The sequence below is a fragment of the Duganella violaceipulchra genome (genome assembly GCF_019166075.1).
Taxonomy (GTDB): domain Bacteria; phylum Pseudomonadota; class Gammaproteobacteria; order Burkholderiales; family Burkholderiaceae_D; genus Rugamonas; species Rugamonas violaceipulchra.
The window spans coordinates 238,399-252,405 of record NZ_JAHTGR010000005.1 but is presented as its reverse complement, the minus strand read 5'-3'; the positions used below and the strand labels follow the sequence as shown (position 1 = coordinate 252,405).

Below are 14,007 nucleotides of genomic sequence, written 5' to 3'. Positions count from 1 at the left end.
GCAGGCAAACTAACAGGCCCGCCCAACATGACCAATACCACTCACTTCGGTTACAAAACCGTCGCGGAAGACGACAAAGTCCGCGAAGTCGCCAAGGTTTTCCATTCTGTCGCCGCCAAGTACGACATCATGAACGACGTCATGTCGGCCGGCCTGCACCGCCTGTGGAAGACCTTCACCATCGCCAACGCGGCCGTGCGCCCCGGCTTCAAGTGCCTGGACATCGCCGGCGGCACCGGCGACCTGGCCAAGGTCTTCGCCAAGCAGGCCGGCCCGACCGGCGAGGTCTGGCTCACCGACATCAACGAGTCGATGCTGCGCGTCGGCCGCGACCGCCTCTTGAATCGCGGCCTGTTGACCCCCACATTGCTCTGTGACGCAGAAAAACTGCCGTTCCCGGACAATTACTTCGACCGCGTCAGCGTCGCCTTCGGCCTGCGCAACATGACTCACAAGGACCAGGCGCTGGCGGAAATGCGCCGCGTGCTCAAGCCGGGCGGCAAGCTGCTGGTGCTGGAATTCTCGAAAGTGGCCGAGCCGCTGCAGAAGCCTTACGATTTCTACTCGTTCAAGATCCTGCCGTGGATGGGCCAGAAGATCGCCAACGACGCCGAAAGCTACCGCTACCTGGCCGAGTCGATCCGCATGCATCCGGACCAGGAAACGCTGAAGACCATGATGGAAGAGGCGGGCCTGGAACGCGTAACGTATTACAACCTGACGGCAGGTGTGGCCGCTTTACACACCGGTATCAAACTGTAGTCATAGGAGTAGCATGAACATCAAGAAAATCCTGATCGGCGCCGTATTGGCCGCTTCCGCACTGTCGATGCTGGGCGAGGCGCTGGCCCGTCCGATGGGCGGCGGCCGTTCGATCGGACGTCAATCGCAAAGCGTCAACCGCATGCCGCCGGCCGCTGCGCCGGCGCCGACCGCGCCGCGCCAGGCCGCGCCTGCGCCGACCGCGCCGCCTGCCGCGATCCCGCCGAAGCCGGCCAGCCCATGGAAGGGCATCCTGGGCGGCGCGCTGCTGGGCCTGGGCATCGGCGCACTGTTCTCGCACTTCGGCCTGGGTGGCGCCATGGGCGGCATGTTCGGCTCGCTGATCATGCTGGCCCTGCTGGCCGGCGTGGTGTTCTTCGTCATACGCCTGATCCGCGGCCGTTCGCAGCCTGCGCCGGCCGCGTTCGGTGGCAACAACGGTGGCAACAATGTGTACGCGATGCCGCCGTCCAGCGGCACGCCGGAGATCGGCTCGCGCCTGCAGCCTGAGCCAATGCAGCAGGCCGCCGCGCCGGTCGCCCACACGCCGTGGGGTGTGCCGGCCGACTTCGACGCGCCATCCTTCCTGCGCGTGGCCAAGAGCAATTTCATCCGCCTGCAAGCGGCCTGGGACAAGGGCGATTCGGCCGATATCCGTGAATTCACCACCCCCGAGGTGTTTGCCGAGCTGAAGATGCAGATCAGCGAGCGCGGCGCGCAAAAGGACTACACCGACGTCGTCACCATCGACGCCGAACTGCTGGGCATCGAAACCAGCGACAGCGATTACCTCGCCAGCGTCAAGTTCACCGGCACCATCAAGCCCGCGCCGGATGCGCTGGCCGAGCCGTTCAACGAGGTGTGGAACCTGTCCAAGCCTGTTTCCGGCGCGTCTGGCTGGCTGCTGGCTGGTATTCAACAGCTCGCGTAATTGCCGACAATTCCCGGCAAGCTGGTAAGATCAAGACCGCCCGAATTTCCGGGCGGTTTTTGTTTTCACGGTAAACGAATGACACCACCGAATTTCTCCGCCGCGGCGCCGGCCAGCGCCGCCATCAATCACTTGCTGGCGCAGGAGCCGTGGGCGCGCAAGGAGTTGCAGCGCCACGCCGGCAAGATCGCCGCCATCGACACCGGCGCCGTCGTGCTGCGCCTGCGCGTGACGGCCGACGGCATGCTGGAAGCGGCGCCGCCGGAAGAGCCGGCCCGCGTCACCATCCGCGTCAAACTGTCCGACCTGCCGCTGATCGCGCAGAACCGCGAGCGCGCGTTCTCCTACGTGCAGATCGAGGGCGACGCCGAGTTCGCCAACGCCATTTCCAACCTCAGCAAGTCGCTGCGCTGGGAAGCCGAGCACGACCTGGAAAAAGTGGTGGGCCCGATCGCCGCCGTGCGCATGGTCTCCGGCGCCCGCTCGGTATTTGAAGCGATCAAGAACGGCCACCAGAAGCTGGCCGAGAACGTCGCCGAATTCCTGCTCGATGAAAAACCTGTGCTGATCCGCCCGCAAACGGTGGAAGCCTTCTCGGCCGACGTGGTGCGCCTGCGCGACGACGTTGAGCGCGCCGCCAAGCGCCTGGCCAAACTGGAACAGAAATTGGACCTCAAATGATGTTGAAATTTTTACGCCTGCTGAAGATCCTGCGGGTATCGGTGCAATACGGCCTCGACGAAATCGCCATCTCCGGCCTGAAAAAACCCCGCATCGCCAAGCTGATCGACACCGTGTTCTTCTGGCGCGACCTGTCGGCGCCGCGCGGCGTGCGGCTGCGCATGGCGCTGGAAGACCTGGGCCCGATCTTCGTCAAGTTCGGCCAGGTGCTGTCGACCCGGCGCGACCTGATCCCGGCCGACCTGGTCGAGGAATTGTCGCACCTGCAGGACCGCGTGCCGCCCTTCGACTCCGACCTGGCCATCGCGCAGATCCGCAAGTCGCTGGGCGCCCATCCCGACCAGCTGTTCGCCAGCTTCGAGCGCACGCCGGTGGCGTCGGCCTCGATCGCGCAGGTGCACTTCGCCACGCTCAAGGACGGCAAGCAGGTGGCGGTCAAGGTGCTGCGTCCGGGCATGAAGAAGTCCATCGACGAGGACGTCGCGCTGATGCACATCGCCGCCGAATGGATAGGCCGCATCTGGGCCGACAGCAAGCGCCTGAAGCCTAAGGAAGTGGTCGCCGAGTTCGACAAATACCTGCACGACGAGCTGGACCTGATGCGCGAGGCGGCCAACGCCAGCCAGCTGCGCCGCAACTTCGCCGATTCCAAGCTGCTGCTGGTGCCGGAGATGCACTGGGACTACTGCTCCAACAGCGTGATCGTGATGGAGCGCATGCACGGCATCCCGGTGTCGCAGATCGACCGCCTGGAGGCGGCCGGCGTCGACCTGAAAAAACTGTCCAGCGACGGCGTCGAGATCTTCTTCACGCAAGTGTTCCGCGACGGTTTCTTCCACGCCGACATGCATCCGGGGAATATCCTGGTGTCGATCGACCCGGCCACCTTCGGCCGCTACATCGCGCTCGACTTCGGCATCGTCGGCACCTTGAACGACTTCGACAAGGACTACCTGTCGCAGAACTTCCTGGCCTTCTTCCGGCGCGACTACAAGCGCGTGGCCGAGGCCCACATCGAGTCCGGCTGGGCGCCCAAGGAAACCCGGGTCGACGAGCTGGAGTCCGCCGTGCGCGCCTGCTGCGAGCCTATCTTCGACCGGCCGCTGAAGGACATCTCCTTCGGCCAGATCCTGCTGCGCCTGTTCCAGACCTCGCGCCGCTTCAACGTCGAAGTGCAGCCGCAGCTGGTGCTGCTGCAAAAGACGCTGCTCAATATCGAAGGCCTGGGCCGCCAGCTCGACCCCGACCTGGACTTGTGGAAGACCGCCAAGCCCTACCTGGAAAACTGGATGGCCGAGCAGGTCGGCTGGCAGGGCATGTGGCAGCGCCTGAAGGCGGAAGCGCCGCGCTACACCCACATCCTGCCGCAACTACCGCGCCTGCTGCACCGCGCGCTGGAGCAGGGCGGCGAGAAGCCGGCCGATAACACCGAGCTGATCAAAGTGCTGATCCACGAACAGCAGCGCACCAACCGTCTGCTGAGTCTGGTGATCTACTTCGCCGGCGCTTTCGGCATCGGCGTCGCCGGCTACCAGCTGTACCTGCGCTGGCATCACTTCCTCTGACCATGGTGGACTTCGCACAACGCGACCCGAGCTCGCCGGCGTTCTGGGACGAGCGCTTCGAGCGCCGGTTCACGCCCTGGGACCGGGGCGGCGTGCCGCAGGCGCTGCGCGACTTCGCCGCCGCCAGCGCGCCGCTGACGACCTTGATACCTGGCTGCGGCTCGGCCTACGAGCTGGCCTTCCTGGCCGACGCGGGCTGGGACGCGGTGGCCATCGATTTCTCGCCGGCCGCGGTGGCGGCTGGCAAGGCGGCGGTCGGGCCGCACGCGGCGCGCGTGGTCGAGGCGGATTTCTTCGCCTGGCAGCCACAGCGGCCCTTGCAACTGATCTACGAGCGCGCCTTCCTGTGCGCCCTGCCGCGCGCGATGCGGCCGCGGGTGGCGGCGCGCTGGGCGGCCCTGCTGGCGCCGGGCGCGCTGCTGGCCGGCTACTTCTTCCTCGACGACGCCCCCAAGGGCCCGCCGTTCGGCATCACGCGCGCCGAGCTGGAAGCCTTGCTGGAGGCCGATTTCGAGTGCGTCGCCGACGACGCCGTCAGCGATTCCATCCCCGTGTTCGAGGGCAAGGAACGCTGGATGGCTTGGCGCCGCCGCCCCTGACCAGAGGAAACAGGCAGGCGGCCGGCAAAAAGCTTTATAATTCAGGGTTTTGATGATTTTTGCGGAGTAATAGATGCCGATCTACGCTTACCGCTGCGAGGCTTGTGGTTTTGCCAAGGATGTCTTGCAGAAGATTTCCGACCCGCAGCTGACTGTTTGCCTGTCGTGTGGCAAAGAAACGTTTAAGAAGCAATTGACCGCTGCCGGCTTCCAATTGAAGGGTTCCGGCTGGTATGTGACCGATTTCCGTGGCGGCACGCCGCCGGCGACCGGCACCGCGACCGGACCGGCTGCGCCTGCTCCGAGCGAGACGCCGGCGGCCGCGCCTGCCGCGCCCGCCTCCGGCACGAAGTCGGACTGAGCACGGACCGCAGCACACCACAGCACACCATAGCACCACCCACTCTAAGAGTAATCGATGCGTAAATATTTCATTACCGGCTTGCTGATCCTGGTGCCCCTGGCGATTACCGCCTGGGTGCTCAACCTGGTCATCAGCACCATGGACCAGTCCCTGCTGTTTGTGCCGGAACGCTGGCAGCCGCGTACCCTGATCGGCTTCGACATTCCCGGCCTGGGCACGGTGCTGACGATCGTCATCGTGTTCCTGACCGGCCTGCTGACCAACAACCTGGTCGGCAACTACGTGGTCAAGCTGTGGGAAAAACTGCTGACCCGCATTCCGGTCGTCAGTTCGCTGTATTCGAGCGTCAAGCAGGTGTCCGACACGCTGTTCTCGTCGTCCGGCAATGCCTTCCGCAAGGCGGTGCTGATCCCGTATCCGCACCAGAACTCGTGGACCATCGCCTTCCTGACCGGCACGCCCGGCGGCGACGTCAAGAACCATCTGGTGGGCGACTACGTCGGCGTCTACATCCCGACCACGCCGAACCCGACGTCGGGCTTTTTCCTGATGATGGCGCGCAAGGACGTGGTCGAGCTCGACATGTCCGTCGACGCGGCGCTGAAGTACATCGTTTCGATGGGCGTGGTGTCGCCGGAAGACGCGCCCAAGGCCATCGAAATCGCCAAATAAATAACTGAGTAACTTAACCTGAACCGAGAAATAAACATGTCCTCAATGCGTACTCACTACTGCGGCCTCACCACTGAAGCGCTGCTTGGCCAAACTGTCAGCCTGTGCGGCTGGGTACATCGTCGCCGCGACCACGGTGGCGTGATCTTCATCGACCTGCGCGACCGCGAAGGCCTGGTGCAGATCGTGTGCAATCCGGAGCAGGCCGAAGTATTCAAGGCCGCCGAAGCCGTGCGTAACGAGTTCTGCCTGCGCGTGACCGGTGTGGTCAAGGACCGCCTGGCCGGCACCGTCAACGCCAACCTGGCGTCGGGCAAGATCGAAGTGGTCTGCTCGCAACTGGAAGTGCTGAACGCCTCCGTGGCCGTTCCATTCCAGCTGGACGACGACAACCTGTCCGAAACCACCCGCCTGACCCACCGCGTGCTGGACCTGCGTCGTCCACAGATGCAGAACAACCTGCGCCTGCGCTACAAGGTCACGATGGAAGTGCGCAAGTACCTCGACGAGCTGGGCTTCATCGACATCGAAACCCCGATGCTGACCAAGTCGACCCCGGAAGGCGCGCGCGACTACCTGGTGCCGTCGCGCGTCAACGCCGGCAACTTCTTCGCGCTGCCGCAATCGCCGCAGCTGTTCAAGCAGCTGCTGATGGTCGCCAACTTCGACCGTTACTACCAGATCACCAAGTGCTTCCGCGACGAAGACTTGCGCGCCGACCGCCAGCCTGAATTCACCCAGATCGACTGCGAGACCTCGTTCCTGACCGAACAGGAAATCCGCGATCTGTTCGAAGACATGATCCGCAAGGTGTTCCGCAACACCATGAACGTCGAACTGCCTAACCCGTTCCCGGTCATGGACTTCGCCGAAGCGATGGGCAAATACGGTTCGGACAAGCCGGACATGCGCGTCAAGCTGTCGTTCACCGACCTGACCGACGTCATGAAGGACGTCGACTTCAAGGTCTTCTCCGGCGCCGCCAACATGCCTAACGGCCGTGTGGTGGGCCTGCGCGTACCGAAGGGCGGCGACATGCCACGTTCGGAAATCGACGCCTACACCCAGTTCGTCGCCATCTACGGCGCGCGCGGCCTGGCTTACATCAAGGTCAACGAGAAGGCCAAGGGCCGCGACGGTCTGCAATCGCCTATCGTCAAGAACCTGCACGACGCCGCCCTGGCCCAGATCCTGGAACTGACCGGCGCCGAAGACGGCGACCTGATCTTCTTCGGCGCCGACAAAGCCAAGGTGGTCAACGATGCGATCGGCGCGCTGCGCGTCAAGATCGGCCATTCGGAATTCGGCAAGAAGGCCGGCCTGTTCGACGACGTCTGGGCGCCGCTGTGGGTGATCGACTTCCCGATGTTCGAATACGACGAAGAAGCCGACCGCTGGACCGCGACCCACCATCCATTCACGGCGCCGAAAGACGGCCATGAAGACTGGCTGGAAACCAATCCGGGCGCCTGCATCGCCAAGGCCTACGACATGGTCCTGAACGGCTGGGAACTGGGCGGCGGTTCGATCCGTATCCACCGCGAGGAAGTACAGTCGAAAGTGTTCCGCGCCCTGAAGATCGACGCCGACGAAGCCCGCCTGAAGTTCGGCTTCCTGCTCGACGCGCTGCAATACGGCGCGCCGCCGCATGGTGGCCTGGCATTCGGCCTGGACCGTATCGTGACCCTGATGACCAAGTCCGATTCGATCCGCGACGTGATCGCCTTCCCGAAAACCCAGCGCGCCCAGTGCCTGCTGACCCAGGCGCCGTCGGAAGTGGACGAGAAGCAGTTGAAAGAACTGCATATCCGTCTGCGCGCGGCTGAGCCAAAAGTAGCCAGCTAATTTGCAATGGAAAGGGCGCTTCGGCGCCTTTTCTTTTAACTGAACTATGAAGCCTTACAAGATTCCCGAGTCGGTGCTGGTGGTGATCCACACGGCCGACCTGCAAGTGCTGCTGATCGAACGCGCCGACCGCCCGGGTTACTGGCAATCGGTGACCGGTTCGCTGGACGCGCTCGACGAGCCCTTGCTGGACACCGCGCGCCGCGAACTGTTCGAGGAAACCGGCATCGTCGCCGACGGCGAGGCCATCGTGCTGCGCGACTGGCGGCTGTCCAACATCTACACGATCTATCCGGTGTGGCGCCACCGCTACGCGCCCGGCGTGACGGAAAATACCGAGCACGTCTTCAGCGTCGAAGTCCCGCGCGACATCGCCATCAAGCTGGCCCCGCGCGAGCACCTGAACCACGTCTGGCTGCCCTACCTGGAAGCGGCCGACAAATGCTTCTCCTCCTCCAACGCCGAAGCCGTGCTTCAACTCCCGCAACAGATCCGCTAGCTCGGCAGGCGCTTCACGCCGCTTGAGTTGCGCGAAATTGAGCGTATTATTTCTCGCTATCGTCTGGATTTTTTGAGGAGCTGGAATGACTACTTTGACGATCCCTGATGAACGTATCAAAGGTGTCTCATTCGACGCAGACTTGCTCACGGTTGAACTGATGGATGGCCGTCGCATCAGTACGCCACTCGCCTGGTATCCCCGATTCGCCGGTGCGACGATTCCTGAACTTCAGGGATGGGAAATTATCGGTGACGGCGACGGTCTGCATTGGGAGCAGTTTGATGAAGACTTAAGCGTTGAGGGAATGTTGCGAGGTTTTCCCGCTGCTGGCTTTCGAACCGGCGTTAAACGCTGAAGCACTAGCAGGCGGTATGTGCGGCGGCGTACGCCCAGATCCCGGACTCAGGGTTAGAATAGAAGGATGAAAATCCGAGTCGCGACCTACAACATCCACAAGGGCGTATCCGCCATCCGCAGCGAGCCGCGGGTGCTGGCGCTCAAGCAGGCGATCGGTCTGTTCGACGCCGACGTGGTATTTTTGCAAGAGGTGCAGGGCAAGCATGACTTGAACGCCGCCAAGTACGGCGCCGAACACTTCGGCCACAAGCACTGGCCCGCCGCGGCGCAGCACGAGTATTTCGCCGGCGAGTCGCGCCACGCCCACGCCGCCTACGGCATGAACGCGATCTACGACCACGGCCACCACGGCAACGCGCTGCTGAGCGCCTTCCCGATCGCCAACCAGGCCAACCACGACGTCTCCGACCACGCCTACGAACAGCGCGGCATCCTGCACTGCGTGCTGAACACGCCGCACGGCACGGTGCATTGCTATGTGGTGCACCTGGGCCTGTTCGAGGCGGGCCGCCGCCGCCAGACCCAGGCGCTGATCTCGGCCGTGCGCGCCTCCGCGCCGGACGGCGAGCCGGTCATCATCGCCGGCGATTTCAACGACTGGCGCAACACCCTCGGCGGCGAACTGCGCAACGCGCTCGGCGTGGTCGAGGCCTTCGACCAGATCGGCTCCAACTCCGCGCTCGACGAGATCGTGCGCACGCTGAGCCGCAAAGCCAGCATCAATCTGGGCGTCAACCCGGCCCGCACCTTTCCGGCCGCGCTGCCGTTCTTCCGGCTCGACCGCATCTACGTGCGCGGCTTCAAGGTGGAGGCGGCCGAGGTGATGCACGGCAGCCTGTGGGCCAAGCTGTCCGACCACGCGCCCATCGTCGCCAACCTGACGCTGGCCTGAGCTATTTGCGGCCCAGCGTCGCGCTGTCGAGCTTGACGGCTATGTCTTGCAGGCTGGCGTTCAGCATGGCGATGTTGGTCTTGTTGGCCACCAGCTCCTTGAGCCGCGCCTCGAACGCGTCGAGATGGCGGGTGCAGGGGCTGAACTTGGAGAAGGCGTAGTAGTTCTTGTCTTCCGCCAGGAAGGGGCGCATCGCCACGATCTGCGCGCTGCGGCCGTGACGGGCCAGCCAGGCCTCACCGGTGAACAGGCCGCTGACGAAATAGTCGATGCGGCCCAGGCCCAGCTTGCGGAAATTGCTGTCCGCCGTGCCCGATTCCTCCAGCCGCAGATGGGCGGCCGCATACTGCGAGAATTCCTGGCCGAAGGTATTGCCCAGCGCGATGCCGCCCTTGTGGCTGGCCAGGTCTTGCCAGGTGTTGAAGATGAAGCTGCGCTGGCGCGGCACAAACACCGCCACCGGATTGGGAAACGCCGGCGTGCGCACAAAGTCCAGCTAGCGCTCGCGCTCCGGCTGGATTTTCAGCGTCGCCACCAGGTCGATCTTGCCGACCGAGGCGTTGGCCAGCACCCGCTTCCACGGGCCGACATAGCGCACTTCATAGGGGATCTTCAGGTCGGCCAGGATGCGGGTGGCGAGCTCGATGCTGGGGCCGCGCAACTCCTTGCCGTCGTACCAGTGCAGCGGTGGATAGTCGGGATCGGCGGACACCACCACCTTGGGGCAGTCGCCCTCAAGCTCGGCCGCCATGGCCTGGGCCCAGCACATTGCCAGCAACGTCAGTAGACTACGGGTCAGCATGCATCGTGCTCCACGAGGGTTGCAATTAATTATAGACTTGTTTCCTGCGACGCGCCCTTTTTCGGAACTCAAGGGTAGAATCCAGCTATGCGCACTGTAAATTTTATCGCCGATAACGAAGTCACCTTGCTCCACACGGGCACCGATTTCTTTCCGGCGCTGATAGCCGCGATCGAGGCCGCCCGCTACGAGGTGTATTTCGAGACCTACATCTTTGCCGGCGACGACACCGGCAACGCGGTGCTGGCCGCGCTGAGCGGCGCCGCCCGGCGCGGCGTGCAGGTGCGCATGATCACCGACTGGTGGGGCACCGGCCGCCGCCAGGTCAACGCCATGCATGCGCGGCTGGTCGAGGCCGGCGTCGAGCACCGCATCTTCAATCCCTGGTTCAAGCGCGGCGTCACCCGCACCCACCGCAAGATCTGCGTGGTCGACCGCGAGCTCGCCTTCGTCGGCGGCATCAATATCAACGACGATATGTTCTGCGACTACAACCACGCGATCAGCCTGTCGGCGCCGCGCTGGGATTTCGCGGTGCAGGTGCGCGGACCGCTGGTGGCGGCCATCCAGCTGGAGGCGCTGACGCAGTGGCGCCGGCTGGGCAAGCTGGGCATCATCAAGCGGATCGGCCTGTTCCGCGACATGCGCAAGGTCAACAAGATCGCCCGCGAGAACATGGTGCAGGCCGGCTTCGTGGTGCGCGACAACTTCCGCAACCGCAGGACGATACAGCGCGCCTACATGCAGGCGCTGGGGCGCGCGCGCAAGAGCGTGCTGCTGGCCAATCCGTATTTCGCGCCGGGCGCCAGGTTTCGCCACGCGCTGGCGGCCGCCGCCCAGCGCGGCGTTGAGGTGACGCTGCTGATCGGCGTCGGCGAGATCTGGCTGCAGGACGCGGTCGCGCATTCCTTCTACCCGAAGCTGCTTGCGGCCGGCGTCAAAGTGGTGGAATATCACAAGACCCAGTTGCACGCCAAGGTGGCGGTGATCGACGACGACTGGGCCACCGTGGGATCGAGCAATGTGGACGGCTTGAGCCTGTTTTTAAACCAAGAAGCGAATGTGGTGATCAAGGATGCGGTCTTCGCGCAAAACCTGCGTCAGCACATCGAAGCGGCCATCGCCGACGGCGTGGTGGTCAACAACGCCGACTTCGAGCACGTCGGCCGCTTCCGCCGCGTCGGCTACGAGATCGCGTTTTTCGCGTACAAGCTGGCGATGCGGATTTTCGCAGTGGGGAAATACGCTTGAGCGATAGTGTCAGACTGGATAAATGGCTGTGGGCCGCGCGCTTCTTCAAAACCCGCTCGCTGGCCACCGAGGCGGTGGACAGCGGCAAGGTCAAGCTCGACGGCGACAAGGTCAAGCCGGCGCGCGCGGTGCGGGTCGGCGACACGCTGGACATCGACAACGGCTCCGACCGCTGGGAGGTCGACGTGATGAATTTGTCCGACGTGCGGGCTGCCGCGCCCATCGCCCGCAACCTGTACGAGGAAACCGACGCCAGCGTCGCGCGCCGCGCCACCGTGGCCGAGCAGCGCAAGATGTTCCGCGAACCAAGCGCGGATTTCAAAGGCCGGCCGACCAAGCGCGACCGCCGTCAACTGGGTAAGGCCGGCGGTTACGACTAGCCGTTGTCCGCTGGCGCCGGCCGCGCTTGCAGGCGCGCCAGACACAGCACGCACAGCAGCGCGAACACGGCGCCGCTGAGCAGGGTCAGCCGGTAGTCATGGCCGGACAGGTCGAGCACCGGTCCCTGCACGCCGCTGACCAGGATATTGCCCAGCACGACCATCAAGTCCTTGCTCGAGTTGTACTGCACGAACTGGGCCTTGGGAAACAGCGCCATCGGCATCGACGCCGCCGCCGTGAACCAGGCGCCGGACACCACCACATGCGCCAGGTAGAACCACGGGAAGGCGGCCGCGTTGCCCAGGCTCAGGTAGCCGAGCGCGGCGGCGCAGCAGTACAGCGCCATGACGCGGCTCGATACCCGCAGCGCGCCGTAGTGGTCGACCAGCCAGCCGATGCCGAAGGCGGACGCGATGGAGACCGCATAGCCATAGGCCGTCAGCGTGCCCAGCGTCGCCTTCGGAATGCCGGACAGGTGGGCGTAGTACTGGTAGAAGGTGTTGAACGGACTGAAGGTGACGCTGGCCAGCATGAAGGCCGCCACCGCCCACAGGAAGGGGCGATGCGCGAAGCAGGCCAGCACGTGGGCGCGCGGCACGGCCAGCGCGCGCCAGCCTGCGGGGCGCTCGCCGTCGGGGAGCGCCCCGCAGGCCGGCTCGTCGACCATCAGACACACCAGCAGCAACGCCAGGCCGAACACCAGGCCGATGGCGACCAGGATCTCGCCCAGGTACTGGTCGGTCAGCGCGAACACCCAGGTGTTGAAGGCGATGCCGACGCCCAGCCCGACGATGCGGAAGGCGGCGTAGAAGCGTCCGAGCAGCCCCTGCGGCACGACGTCGTTGACCAGGCCGGTGAACAGCGACACGGCGCTGATGCCGGCGCATTCGAAGATGGTCCAGAACAGGCTGAAGGCGGCCAGGTTGCACAGCCGACGCCCCGGCGACAGCGCGCCGAGCGCGGCGTCGGCCAGCGCGCCCAGCGCCGGCGAGCAGGCCAGGCCCAGCATGGCGGCGCAGCCCACCGGCGCCACCACCAGCAAGAACGGCCGGCGCCGGCCCCAGCGGCTGCGCAGGCGGTCCGAATGGTAGCCGAGCAGGGGCACCAGCAGCACGCTCAGCAGGGCGGGCACGGTCGACATCAGCAGCGAGGTGGTGGTGTCGGAGGCGCCGTTGCGGCGCAGTAGCTCCAGTCCGCTCGGTAGCGCGGCCCGTTCGCGGATCGAGATCGCCAAGTCGCCCACCAGCAGCCAGAACAGCACCGCCAGCAGGCCGGCCGAGGCGTAACCCCAGGCGGCGCGTTTGCCGCCGACGCGCGGACTGGCCACGGCGCCGTCGACGTCCATCAGTCCGGCCGGCGCAGCGGACCGGTGGAGCTGCGCAGCACCAGGTCCATCGGGAAACCGATGCGTTTGGCCTGCTTCTCGCCGCCATCGATCAGCGCCAGCAGTTCGCCGACGGCGCGCGTCGCCATGTCGGCGTTAGGCTGGCGCATGGTGGTCAATGGCGGATGGACGAAGCTGGAGGTCGAGATATCGTCGAAGCCAATCACCGAGATATCGTCCGGTACCTTCAGACCTCGGCTGTGGATGGCGTCGATCGCGCCGAATCCGGTCTCGTCGTTCGCGGCGAAGATCGCCGTCGGCGGCACCTCCAGCGACAACAGTTGTTCAGCGGCGGCATAACCGCCCGTCTGCGAGAAGTTGCCGTCCACCGCCAGCGCCGGATCGGGCGTCAGGCCGGCCGCCAGCAGCGCGTCGTTGTAGCCCTTGAGGCGCTCGGCGCCCTGGCCGGTGCCGGCCGTGCCGCCAATGAAGGCGATGCGGCGGTGGCCCAGCGACAGCAGGTGCTCGACCGCGGTGCGGGCGCCGATGCGGTTTTCCACCACCACCACCGGCAAGTTCATCGGGCGCGCCTCGAAGCCGACGAACACGCACGGCAGGCTCTGGCGTTCGACCACGTCGAGGTAGCCGTCGGCCGCGTTCGGCAACAGCAGCACCAGGCCGGCGCACAGCTGGCCCAGCATGGCGCAGGTTTCCGTGCGGCTGGGCAGGTCGAAGCGTTCGGCGTTGAACAGCAGGATGTCGTAGCCCTGGCGCCGCGCCTCGTCGCTGATGGCCTTGGTGATCTCGTGCAGCACCAGCGAGCCGTAGTGGTTGACGAACACGCCGATCAATTTGCTTTTGTCGCCGCGCATGCGGCGCGCCAGCATGTCGGGCGTGTAGTTCAGCTGCGCGGCCGCCGCCAGCACGCGCGTGCGCGCCGCCTCGGACACGTAGCCATTGCCCCGGATTGCGCGCGAGGCGGTGATCGGCGAGACCCCGGCGATTTTCGCGACTTCACTGAGTTTGCTTGCTTTTGTCATGTGGTCACGATACCACATTCGGTACGCGATCAGCGTATT

The 14,007-nt window shown here is 64.9% G+C and carries 17 protein-coding genes; 13 read left to right on the top strand and 4 right to left on the bottom strand.

Annotated elements, in window-relative coordinates; translation table 11 throughout:
* Positions 1-27: 27 nt before the first annotated feature.
* The 11 genes from ubiE (at position 28) to KVP70_RS11900 (ending at position 9,170) form a co-directional block, all read left to right on the top strand.
* Positions 28-762: a bifunctional demethylmenaquinone methyltransferase/2-methoxy-6-polyprenyl-1,4-benzoquinol methylase UbiE gene (gene ubiE / locus KVP70_RS11950; RefSeq protein WP_116992725.1), complete on the top strand. Its 735-nt coding sequence runs from the start codon at positions 28-30 to the stop codon at positions 760-762.
* A 13-nt stretch (positions 763-775) separates the two neighbouring features.
* The gene (locus KVP70_RS11945) at positions 776-1,693 is read left to right on the top strand and encodes a Tim44 domain-containing protein (RefSeq protein ID WP_217942428.1); all 918 of its coding nucleotides are present in this window, start codon (positions 776-778) and stop codon (positions 1,691-1,693) included.
* Positions 1,694-1,771: 78 nt separating this feature from the next.
* On the top strand, positions 1,772-2,374 hold the full coding sequence (locus KVP70_RS11940; protein ID WP_217942427.1) for a ubiquinone biosynthesis accessory factor UbiJ: 603 nt from the start codon (positions 1,772-1,774) through the stop codon (positions 2,372-2,374).
* A complete protein-coding gene (gene ubiB / locus KVP70_RS11935) occupies positions 2,371-3,939 on the top strand; it encodes a ubiquinone biosynthesis regulatory protein kinase UbiB (RefSeq protein ID WP_217942426.1) in 1,569 nt (522 codons plus the stop codon). The genes KVP70_RS11940 and ubiB overlap by 4 nt, the downstream gene beginning before the upstream one ends.
* A gap of 2 nt (positions 3,940-3,941) precedes the next feature.
* Positions 3,942-4,538 (top strand): methyltransferase domain-containing protein, encoded by a 597-nt coding sequence (locus tag KVP70_RS11930; RefSeq protein ID WP_217942425.1) that lies wholly within the window; start codon positions 3,942-3,944, stop codon positions 4,536-4,538.
* 73 nt (positions 4,539-4,611) lie between these two features.
* Positions 4,612-4,899, top strand: coding sequence for an FmdB family zinc ribbon protein (locus KVP70_RS11925; protein WP_217942423.1), 288 nt, complete (start codon positions 4,612-4,614; stop codon positions 4,897-4,899).
* 57 nt (positions 4,900-4,956) lie between these two features.
* Positions 4,957-5,574: a DUF502 domain-containing protein gene (locus tag KVP70_RS11920; protein WP_217942421.1), complete on the top strand. Its 618-nt coding sequence runs from the start codon at positions 4,957-4,959 to the stop codon at positions 5,572-5,574.
* A gap of 45 nt (positions 5,575-5,619) precedes the next feature.
* Entirely contained in the window at positions 5,620-7,419 is a 1,800-nt protein-coding gene (gene aspS / locus KVP70_RS11915; protein WP_020704473.1) for an aspartate--tRNA ligase, read from the top strand.
* A 46-nt stretch (positions 7,420-7,465) separates the two neighbouring features.
* The gene (gene nudB / locus KVP70_RS11910) at positions 7,466-7,918 is read left to right on the top strand and encodes a dihydroneopterin triphosphate diphosphatase (RefSeq protein WP_217942420.1); all 453 of its coding nucleotides are present in this window, start codon (positions 7,466-7,468) and stop codon (positions 7,916-7,918) included.
* 85 nt (positions 7,919-8,003) lie between these two features.
* Positions 8,004-8,276: a DUF2442 domain-containing protein gene (locus KVP70_RS11905; protein ID WP_229224758.1), complete on the top strand. Its 273-nt coding sequence runs from the start codon at positions 8,004-8,006 to the stop codon at positions 8,274-8,276.
* A gap of 66 nt (positions 8,277-8,342) precedes the next feature.
* The gene (locus KVP70_RS11900) at positions 8,343-9,170 is read left to right on the top strand and encodes an endonuclease/exonuclease/phosphatase family protein (RefSeq protein WP_217942419.1); all 828 of its coding nucleotides are present in this window, start codon (positions 8,343-8,345) and stop codon (positions 9,168-9,170) included.
* A 1-nt stretch (position 9,171) separates the two neighbouring features.
* On the opposite strand, the gene KVP70_RS35205 is transcribed toward KVP70_RS11900, so the two are convergent.
* Together KVP70_RS35205 and KVP70_RS35200 are read right to left on the bottom strand one after the other, a co-directional pair.
* Complete coding sequence (locus KVP70_RS35205) at positions 9,172-9,657, bottom strand: substrate-binding periplasmic protein (RefSeq protein ID WP_217942418.1); 486 nt, start codon at positions 9,655-9,657, stop codon at positions 9,172-9,174.
* 9 nt (positions 9,658-9,666) lie between these two features.
* Complete coding sequence (locus tag KVP70_RS35200; protein WP_217942417.1) at positions 9,667-9,972, bottom strand: transporter substrate-binding domain-containing protein; 306 nt, start codon at positions 9,970-9,972, stop codon at positions 9,667-9,669.
* An 87-nt stretch (positions 9,973-10,059) separates the two neighbouring features.
* Here KVP70_RS35200 and clsB point away from each other — a divergent pair, with 87 nt between their 5' ends.
* Complete coding sequence (clsB, locus tag KVP70_RS11885) at positions 10,060-11,223, top strand: cardiolipin synthase ClsB (RefSeq protein WP_217942416.1); 1,164 nt, start codon at positions 10,060-10,062, stop codon at positions 11,221-11,223.
* Positions 11,220-11,603 carry an RNA-binding S4 domain-containing protein gene (locus tag KVP70_RS11880; protein WP_217942414.1) on the top strand — a complete coding sequence of 128 codons (384 nt, stop codon included), beginning with the start codon at positions 11,220-11,222 and terminating at the stop codon, positions 11,601-11,603. Before clsB ends, KVP70_RS11880 begins: the two co-directional genes overlap by 4 nt.
* On the opposite strand, the gene KVP70_RS11875 is transcribed toward KVP70_RS11880, so the two are convergent.
* Together KVP70_RS11875 and KVP70_RS11870 are read right to left on the bottom strand one after the other, a co-directional pair.
* Positions 11,600-12,949 carry an MFS transporter gene (locus KVP70_RS11875; protein WP_217942413.1) on the bottom strand — a complete coding sequence of 450 codons (1,350 nt, stop codon included), beginning with the start codon at positions 12,947-12,949 and terminating at the stop codon, positions 11,600-11,602. The genes KVP70_RS11880 and KVP70_RS11875 overlap by 4 nt on opposite strands.
* On the bottom strand, positions 12,949-13,968 hold the full coding sequence (locus tag KVP70_RS11870) for a LacI family DNA-binding transcriptional regulator (RefSeq protein WP_217942412.1): 1,020 nt from the start codon (positions 13,966-13,968) through the stop codon (positions 12,949-12,951). Before KVP70_RS11870 ends, KVP70_RS11875 begins: the two co-directional genes overlap by 1 nt.
* Between the last annotated feature and the right edge of the window lie 39 nt (positions 13,969-14,007).

What these genes read in the sequence shown, in the direction of transcription:
- ubiE (WP_116992725.1), top strand. Translation starts at nt 28, where the DNA reads ATGACCAATACCACTCACTTCGGTTACAAAACCGTCGCGGAAGACGAC.
- KVP70_RS11945 (WP_217942428.1), top strand. Translation starts at nt 776, where the DNA reads ATGAACATCAAGAAAATCCTGATCGGCGCCGTATTGGCCGCTTCCGCA.
- KVP70_RS11940 (WP_217942427.1), top strand. Translation starts at nt 1,772, where the DNA reads ATGACACCACCGAATTTCTCCGCCGCGGCGCCGGCCAGCGCCGCCATC.
- ubiB (WP_217942426.1), top strand. Translation starts at nt 2,371, where the DNA reads ATGATGTTGAAATTTTTACGCCTGCTGAAGATCCTGCGGGTATCGGTG.
- KVP70_RS11930 (WP_217942425.1), top strand. Translation starts at nt 3,942, where the DNA reads ATGGTGGACTTCGCACAACGCGACCCGAGCTCGCCGGCGTTCTGGGAC.
- KVP70_RS11925 (WP_217942423.1), top strand. Translation starts at nt 4,612, where the DNA reads ATGCCGATCTACGCTTACCGCTGCGAGGCTTGTGGTTTTGCCAAGGAT.
- KVP70_RS11920 (WP_217942421.1), top strand. Translation starts at nt 4,957, where the DNA reads ATGCGTAAATATTTCATTACCGGCTTGCTGATCCTGGTGCCCCTGGCG.
- aspS (WP_020704473.1), top strand. Translation starts at nt 5,620, where the DNA reads ATGCGTACTCACTACTGCGGCCTCACCACTGAAGCGCTGCTTGGCCAA.
- nudB (WP_217942420.1), top strand. Translation starts at nt 7,466, where the DNA reads ATGAAGCCTTACAAGATTCCCGAGTCGGTGCTGGTGGTGATCCACACG.
- KVP70_RS11905 (WP_229224758.1), top strand. Translation starts at nt 8,004, where the DNA reads ATGACTACTTTGACGATCCCTGATGAACGTATCAAAGGTGTCTCATTC.
- KVP70_RS11900 (WP_217942419.1), top strand. Translation starts at nt 8,343, where the DNA reads ATGAAAATCCGAGTCGCGACCTACAACATCCACAAGGGCGTATCCGCC.
- KVP70_RS35200 (WP_217942417.1), bottom strand. Translation starts at nt 9,972, where the DNA reads ATGCTGACCCGTAGTCTACTGACGTTGCTGGCAATGTGCTGGGCCCAG.
- clsB (WP_217942416.1), top strand. Translation starts at nt 10,060, where the DNA reads ATGCGCACTGTAAATTTTATCGCCGATAACGAAGTCACCTTGCTCCAC.
- KVP70_RS11875 (WP_217942413.1), bottom strand. Translation starts at nt 12,949, where the DNA reads ATGGACGTCGACGGCGCCGTGGCCAGTCCGCGCGTCGGCGGCAAACGC.
- KVP70_RS11870 (WP_217942412.1), bottom strand. Translation starts at nt 13,968, where the DNA reads ATGACAAAAGCAAGCAAACTCAGTGAAGTCGCGAAAATCGCCGGGGTC.